The organism is Curtobacterium sp. MCBA15_016 (assembly GCF_001865105.1).
In the GTDB taxonomy this organism is placed as follows: domain Bacteria; phylum Actinomycetota; class Actinomycetes; order Actinomycetales; family Microbacteriaceae; genus Curtobacterium.
In genome coordinates this window covers 35103-36031 of record NZ_MJGR01000030.1, presented here as the reverse complement: position 1 = coordinate 36031, position 929 = coordinate 35103, and the positions used below count along the sequence as shown (strand labels likewise).

Here is a 929-nt window from a genome sequence, read left to right as displayed (position 1 = left end):
GCACCGCGCCTCCCGACCCGGTCGCGCGCACCGCGTGACGTCCGGAGACGACGTGCGTCGTCACCCGGCCGTGACACGACGTACCGTCGTGGCATGACCACGACGACGCCGACCGCAGCCGACTTCCGCTCCGAGTGGGCCGCGTGGCACGACGCCCACGAGTCGGCCCGGGCGAGTGCGCACGGCTTCCTCGCGATCACGAGCATCCGGTGGCTGACGGGCACGCCGGAGCGCTTCGACGACGCGCCCGGGGCGTGGTCGACCTCGGAGGCGGGACCGGTCGTCACCCTCGACGACGGCGCGTCGATCGAGGTCGACGGCGTCGCGGTGACGGGCACGCACCGGTTCGGTCCGCTCCCCGAGCGGTCGAGCACGACCATCGCGTGGCAGGACGGCGACGAGCGGGTCCTCATCGAGGTCGCCCGGCGTGGCGGCAGCGACGTCCTCCGACCGCGGCACCCCTCGAACCCGACGCGGACCGGGTACACCGGGACGCCGTCGTACTCGCCGGACCCGTCGTTCGCGGTCCCGGCGCACTTCGAGCCGTTCGACACGCCGCGCTCGGTGACCGTCGGGTCGGTGGTCGACGGGCTGCAGCACGTGTACGAGGCACCGGGCGTGCTGACGTTCGACCTCGACGGGCCGCGGTCGCTCCTGGCGTTCAACGGGTACGGCGACGGGTTGCTGGTGCTGTTCACCGACCGGACGAGCGGCGTGACGACGTACGCGGCCAACCGGAGCCTGGACGTCCCGGCGCCGGACGCGTCGGGCGCGACGACGATCGACTTCAACCGGGCGACGAACCTGCCGTGCGCCTACACGCCGCACGCGACGTGCCCGTTGCCGCCGGCGGAGAACCGGCTCGACGTCGCGGTGGAGGCGGGGGAGCAGCTGCCGGCGTGAGCCGCGGGCGGCGCGGCGGCGCGGCG

Annotated in this window: 1 protein-coding gene; it reads left to right on the top strand. The window is 74.7% G+C overall.

The window, feature by feature from the left end; genetic code table 11:
* The first annotated feature begins 93 nt into the window (after window positions 1-93).
* Window positions 94-903 (top strand): DUF1684 domain-containing protein, encoded by an 810-nt coding sequence (locus BIV03_RS12860; RefSeq protein ID WP_071295994.1) that lies wholly within the window; start codon window positions 94-96, stop codon window positions 901-903.
* Window positions 904-929: the final 26 nt, after the last annotated feature.